This window comes from Streptomyces megasporus, assembly GCF_000718985.1.
GTDB lineage: Bacteria > Actinomycetota > Actinomycetes > Streptomycetales > Streptomycetaceae > Streptomyces > Streptomyces megasporus.
Genome location: NZ_JODL01000019.1, coordinates 100,712 through 106,844 on the forward strand (window position 1 = coordinate 100,712; position 6,133 = coordinate 106,844).

Annotated in this window: 5 protein-coding genes; 4 read left to right on the forward strand and 1 reads right to left on the reverse strand. The window is 71.5% G+C overall.

Annotated elements, in window-relative coordinates; genetic code table 11:
* The first annotated feature begins 51 nt into the window (after positions 1-51).
* The 3 genes from IF47_RS0117610 (at position 52) to IF47_RS0117620 (ending at position 3,626) form a co-directional block, all read left to right on the forward strand.
* Entirely contained in the window at positions 52-1,023 is a 972-nt protein-coding gene (locus IF47_RS0117610; protein ID WP_031509768.1) for a cation diffusion facilitator family transporter, read from the forward strand.
* Between the two features lie 402 nt (positions 1,024-1,425).
* The gene (gene ahcY / locus IF47_RS0117615) at positions 1,426-2,883 is read left to right on the forward strand and encodes an adenosylhomocysteinase (RefSeq protein ID WP_031509769.1); all 1,458 of its coding nucleotides are present in this window, start codon (positions 1,426-1,428) and stop codon (positions 2,881-2,883) included.
* Positions 2,884-3,011: 128 nt separating this feature from the next.
* Positions 3,012-3,626: a hypothetical protein gene (locus IF47_RS0117620; RefSeq protein WP_031509770.1), complete on the forward strand. Its 615-nt coding sequence runs from the start codon at positions 3,012-3,014 to the stop codon at positions 3,624-3,626.
* 49 nt (positions 3,627-3,675) lie between these two features.
* Here the strand turns inward: IF47_RS0117620 and IF47_RS0117625 are convergent, their stop codons facing one another.
* Positions 3,676-4,650, reverse strand: coding sequence for an RDD family protein (locus IF47_RS0117625; RefSeq protein ID WP_031509771.1), 975 nt, complete (start codon positions 4,648-4,650; stop codon positions 3,676-3,678).
* A gap of 134 nt (positions 4,651-4,784) precedes the next feature.
* On the opposite strand from IF47_RS0117625, the gene IF47_RS0117630 reads away from it, so the two are divergent.
* A complete protein-coding gene (locus IF47_RS0117630; protein WP_031509772.1) occupies positions 4,785-5,792 on the forward strand; it encodes a stage II sporulation protein M in 1,008 nt (335 codons plus the stop codon).
* Positions 5,793-6,133: the final 341 nt, after the last annotated feature.

The following is a 6,133-nucleotide window of genomic DNA, read 5'->3' on the forward strand; positions in this document are numbered from 1 at the left end:
CCGGAGCACGGGCCCGCTGTCCTCAACCCTCCCCAGGAGAGTCACCCTGCCATGAGTGCATCAGGCGGAACCAAGGCGATCGTCGCGGCGCTGGGCGCCAACCTGTCCATTGCCGTGGCCAAGTTCGTGGCGTTCGCCTTCAGCGGCTCCTCGTCGATGCTCGCGGAGGGCGTCCACTCCGTGGCCGACTCGGGCAACCAGGCGCTGTTGCTGCTCGGCCGCAAGCGGTCGCAGCGGAAGGCGAGCGAGGAACACCCCTTCGGGTACGGCCGCGAGCGCTACATCTACGCCTTCCTCGTCTCCATCGTCCTGTTCAGCGTCGGCGGGCTCTTCGCGGTCTACGAGGGCTACGAGAAGATCAAGCACCCGCACGAACTGGACCATTGGTACTGGCCGGTGGGCGTCCTGGTCTTCGCGATCATCGCCGAGACGTTCTCCTTCCGCACGGCCGTCAAGGAGTCCAACGAGGTCCGCGGCACGCAGTCGTGGACGGCGTTCGTCCGACGGGCCAAGGCGCCCGAACTGCCGGTCGTGCTGCTGGAGGACCTGGGCGCCCTGATCGGTCTCATCCTGGCCCTGTTCGGCGTCGGGCTGGCGCTGCTGACCGGCGACCCGATCTGGGACGGTATCGGCACCGTCTGCATCGGCGTGCTGCTCATCCTCATCGCGATCGTCCTCGCCGTCGAGACCAAGTCCCTGCTGCTGGGCGAGGGAGCCGACCCGGCCTCCCTCGTCAGGATCCGCGAGGCGATCGTCGACGGCGAGCTGGTCACCCGCGTCATCCACATGCGCACGCTCCACCTCGGCCCGGAGGAACTGCTGGTCGCCGCCAAGATCGCGGTGGAGAGCCGCGAGTCCGCGGCGGAGGTCGCCCGGGCGATCGACGAGGCCGAGAGCCGCATCCGCGAGGCGGTCCCGATCGCCCGGGTGATCTACCTGGAACCGGACATCTACCGGACGGAGGCCACCGGCGCCACCGGCGCCACCGGCGCCACCGGGACCGCCGGGGCCAGGACGTCCTGACCCGAGAGCCCGACCCGAGAGCCCGACCCGAGGAGCGGCGGAACGTCCGACACGAGGGCGAACGGCGCTGGTGACGGCCGGGGCACGAGCGTGCCCCTGGCCGGAACCGTGCGGCGACCCGCCCCCCGTTCCCACCCTGCGCCGACCGGGTGACGCGCCGAGCGTGTAGATTCGATGGGGCACAGACGTCGCTGCTGATGGCGGTCGGGCGACCCCACGGGTCGGCCGAGGGAGAGAGGGCCTCCGACGGACTGCGCTGCGGTCAGGGGACAGGTACGCCCACAGGCGCGTACGCGCCGAGGACACACGACGGCACAGGAGCCGTGTGCCCTCCCGCGCCCGTCCGCCGCCGCAGACCAGCCGGCCGAACCACCTCGACCAACCTCCGAGGAGCAGCTCGCAATGACGACGACCGACACCACTCGGGACTTCAAGGTCGCCGACCTCTCCCTGGCCGCCTTCGGCCGCAAGGAGATCACCCTCGCCGAGCACGAGATGCCCGGCCTGATGGCGATCCGCGCCGAGTACGCCGAGCAGCAGCCACTGAAGGGCGCCCGGATCACCGGATCGCTGCACATGACGGTGCAGACCGCGGTGCTGATCGAGACCCTGGTGGCGCTGGGCGCACAGGTGCGCTGGGCGTCCTGCAACATCTTCTCCACCCAGGACCACGCCGCCGCGGCCATCGCCGTCGGCCCCGACGGCACCCCCGAGGACCCCAAGGGCGTGCCCGTCTTCGCCTGGAAGGGCGAGACGCTGGAGGAGTACTGGTGGTGCACCGAGCAGGCGCTGACCTGGCCGGACACCCCGTCCGGCGGCCCGAACATGATCCTGGACGACGGCGGTGACGCCACACTGCTGGTCCACAAGGGCGTGGAGTACGAGAAGGCCGGCGCCGTGCCCGACGTCTCCACCGCCGAGTCCGAGGAGCACGCCGTCATCCTCGGGCTGCTGGCCCGCACCCTGCGCGAGAACCCGCGCAAGTGGACGGCCCTGTCCTCCGAGATCCGCGGCGTGACCGAGGAGACCACCACCGGGGTCATGCGCCTGTACGAGATGCAGCGCGAGGGCTCCCTGCTGTTCCCCGCGATCAACGTCAACGACTCGGTGACGAAGTCGAAGTTCGACAACAAGTACGGCTGCCGCCACTCGCTGATCGACGGCATCAACCGGGCCACCGACGTGCTGATCGGTGGCAAGACCGCGGTGGTCTGCGGCTACGGCGACGTCGGCAAGGGCTGCGCGGAGTCGCTGCGCGGCCAGGGCACCCGTGTCATCGTCACCGAGATCGACCCGATCTGCGCCCTCCAGGCGGCGATGGACGGCTACCAGGTCGCCACCCTGGAGGACGTGGTGGAGACCGCCGACATCTTCATCACCGCCACCGGCAACAAGGACATCATCCTGGCCGAGCACATGGCGCGGATGAAGCACCAGGCGATCGTGGGCAACATCGGCCACTTCGACAACGAGATCGACATGGCCGGCCTGGCGAAGATCCCCGGCGTCGTCAAGGACGAGGTCAAGCCGCAGGTCCACACCTGGACCTTCCCCGACGGAAAGTCGATCATCGTGCTCTCCGAGGGGCGGCTGCTGAACCTGGGCAACGCCACCGGACACCCGTCGTTCGTGATGTCCAACAGCTTCGCCAACCAGACCATCGCCCAGATCGAGCTGTTCACCAAGCCCGACGCCTACCCGACCGGGGTGTACGTGCTGCCCAAGCGGCTGGACGAGAAGGTCGCCCGGCTCCACCTGGAGGCCCTCGGCGCCAAGCTGACCACGCTCCGCCCGGAGCAGGCCGACTACATCGGCGTCCCGGTGGAGGGCCCCTTCAAGCCCGACCACTACCGCTACTGACACCGCCACCGACCACGTGCCCGCCCGGCCCCGCGCACGGGCCGACCACGGCGGCCACCGGTCGGCAGTCACGCGACAGGCGTCAGGCCCCCGCCCCCGGCGGGGGCCTGACCCGTGAAGGAGCACCGATGCCCAGCGGTCGCTACTCGCTCCACGACCCGTACGACCACACCCCCCTCGGCGAGGAGCGTTTCCAGTGCGCCCCCGGCCCCACCGGCTGGCGCTACGTCTCGCGGACCACCGCCCCCTCCGGCGAGCACACGGGCTCCGTCGACCTCACCCTGGACGACCTCGGCCGCCCCCTCCGTCTCGAACTCCACACCACGGACTGGCAGGTCCGCGGCGGCATCCTCGACGGCGTGACGTGGGTCCGCACCGACGCGACCGGCGAACACGCCCGGGAGGGCAACGCGCCCGCGCACGGATTCACCGGCGCGTCCCCCGCCTTCCTCGTCGCCGCGGCCCGACTGCTGCGCCCCGCGCTCGGCGCACCCGCCACCCGCGTCCGCCTCGTCTCCTTCGCACCCCCCGTGCTCGCCCCGCGCACCCTCGACCGGACGTGGGCGCTGCTGGACAGCGAGGCACACCCCACCGACAGCGGCCCTCTGGTCGTGGACCACTACCGGGTCGGCGATCCTGAGACGGGCGAGGAGCACTCCGTCCACATCGCCGGGGACGTCGTCCTGGCGGCCCCCGGCATCGAGCTGGAGGACCTGGACTCCCCACCCTCGACGTTCACCTGACCCGACACCGGACCCCTTCACCCGTCAGGCCGCCCGTCGGGTCCGCGCGTCAGGCGGGCGGCACGAAACCGGTGCGCGGTCCCTCCGCCCCTCGACCCGCCTCCGGACCGGCGGCGGACGGCCGCCCGTCCGGCCCCGGGCGTTCCGCGGCCGGCGAGGCCGGCGCGGAGGGAGAGGGAGACGGGGAGGGAGGAGCGAAGGAGGACGGTGGGGCGGACGCGACCGGCGGGGGCGTCGGGGCGGCGGGCACGCCGTCCGGCCGCCCCGCACCCGGCCACGCCCCGAAGGCCCGCTGCGCGTCGCGCCCCTGCCGCTCGGCCACCACACCGGACAGGTACGCGGCCGGCGGCATGCCCTCCGGCACCGGCGCCCCCGTGAAGGACGCGACATCGGACGCCAGCTTCTGGGCCATCGACCAGCTCACCTGCGGATCGAGCTGGTCCACCCGCAGCAGGTACTGCCGTACGGCCAACCACAGCCCGTCCGGCACCCGCGACAGGTCCAGCTCCCTGAAGTGGGAGGCCACCCACGGCGGCGGAGGCGGCACCGGCATCGGACGCGCCACAGGAATCCGCTCCCGCACCACCAGCGTCCCGGCGAACACGTCCCCCAACCGCCGCCCCCGCGCGGAGATCAACGAGGCGATGCACGCGACGACTCCCACCGACATCTGGATCTCGACGAAGCCCAGCGCCCCGCGGACCAGCGCGTGCCGGAAACGGATCGGACCGCCGTCCTCCCGCACCACCCGCAGCCCGCACACCAGCTTTCCCAGCGAGCGGCCGTGGCTCAGGGTCTCGACCGCGACCGGCCCGCCCATCAGCACCAGCACCAGCAGTGCGACGGCGACCGCGGCCGTGGCCGCCGCGTCCAGCGAACCGGTGGCCGACAGCAGGGCCATCGACAGCGCCAGGTAGACGCCCCAGAGCACGACCAGGTCGATGAAGACGGCCAAGGCCCGGCTGGGCAGCCGCGCGGGCCGCAGCCCGAGCACCACCGCGTCACCTGTCACGAGCTGACTCACCCGGCACGCCTCCTCGCCATCGCCGCGGAACCCCCGTACGTCGCGCACGCCGGGTACGGACAGTCTGCCGCCAGGAGTCGGCCGACCGCCAAGCAGCCCGAGAACGGCCGGGCGTCATCTGCGAAGCTCTCCCCATGGACCTCGATGTCTTCGTCACAGCCCACCGGGCCGAGTGGGACCGCCTGGAGGAGCTCCTGCGCCGCCGTCGCCGTCTCACCGGAGCCGAGGCGGACGAGCTCGTCGCGCTCTACCAGCGCACGTCCACCCACCTGTCGCTGGTGCAGTCCAGCGCGCCCGACCCCGCGCTGACCGGCCGCCTGACCTCCCTCGTCGCCCGCGCCCGCAGCGCGGTCACGGGCGCCCGCCGCTCCACCTGGCGGGACGCGGGACGGTTCTTCGCCGTCGGTTTCCCGGCCGCCGTCCACCGAGCCCGGCACTGGTGGATACCGACGGCCCTGCTCTCCACGCTCGTCGCCGTCGTCATCGGCTGGTGGATCGGCACGCACCCCGAGGTCCAGTCCGCCATCGCGGCTCCGGAGCAACTCCGTGAGATGACGCGCCCCGGCGGCCAGTACGAGACGTACTACTCCAGCCACCCGGCGGCCTCCTTCGCGGCCCAGGTCTGGACGAACAACGCACAGGCGGCGGCGATCTGCCTGATCTTCGGCGCCTTCCTCGGAATACCGGTGCTGTGGGTGCTGTTCCAGAACATGCTGAACATCGGGATCGGCATCGGCCTGATGGCCTCGGCGGGCCGTCTCGACACCTTTCTCGGCCTGATCCTCCCGCACGGCCTGCTCGAGTTGACCGCCGTCTTCGTCGCGGCCGGCACGGGCCTCCGGTTGGGCTGGACGGTCATCGACCCGGGCCCGCGCAGCCGTCGGGCGGCTCTGGCGGAGGAAGGACGCGCGGCCATCGGCATGGCGCTCGGCCTCGCCGCGGTGCTCTTCGTCTCGGGCGTCATCGAGGGCTTCGTGACTCCCTCCGGACTGCCGACCTGGGCACGGATCACCATCGGGGTCGTGGCCGAAGTGGCCTTCCTGGCCTACGTCCACCTGCTGGGAGCCAGGGCGGTACGGGCCGGAGAGATGGGTGACGTGGAGGCCGCGGACCGCCCCGCGGAGGTCCCCACGGCGGCCTGACAGGGCCCGAGAGGGGCGGATGTGCATCAGGGCCCGCGGACCTGGTACGGTTCTGATCGTTCCGAGGCGCCCTCTTGACGGGGGGACCTCTGGGGCGTAGAGTTCAGAAGTTGCCCGGGGGTGTAAGCTCCGAGGGCAGGCAGATGAACATCATCTCGCCCCGGCCGTGAGTCCGAGGACTCCGGCGGAGCATTCCGAATTCCTGTTGGGAAAGCGAAGCCGATTTCAATCGGACAGAGCGATTCTGATAGAGTCGGGAACAGCGAAGGGAAGCGCCCGGAGGGGCCCCGAGGAGGGGTGTCGAAGGAAGCGTCCGTTCCTTGAGAACTCAACAGCGTGCC

Excerpts from the sequence above, each read along its gene's own strand:
- IF47_RS0117610 (WP_031509768.1), top strand. The coding sequence starts at position 52 with ATGAGTGCATCAGGCGGAACCAAGGCGATCGTCGCGGCGCTGGGCGCC.
- ahcY (WP_031509769.1), top strand. The coding sequence starts at position 1,426 with ATGACGACGACCGACACCACTCGGGACTTCAAGGTCGCCGACCTCTCC.
- IF47_RS0117620 (WP_031509770.1), top strand. The coding sequence starts at position 3,012 with ATGCCCAGCGGTCGCTACTCGCTCCACGACCCGTACGACCACACCCCC.
- IF47_RS0117630 (WP_031509772.1), top strand. The coding sequence starts at position 4,785 with ATGGACCTCGATGTCTTCGTCACAGCCCACCGGGCCGAGTGGGACCGC.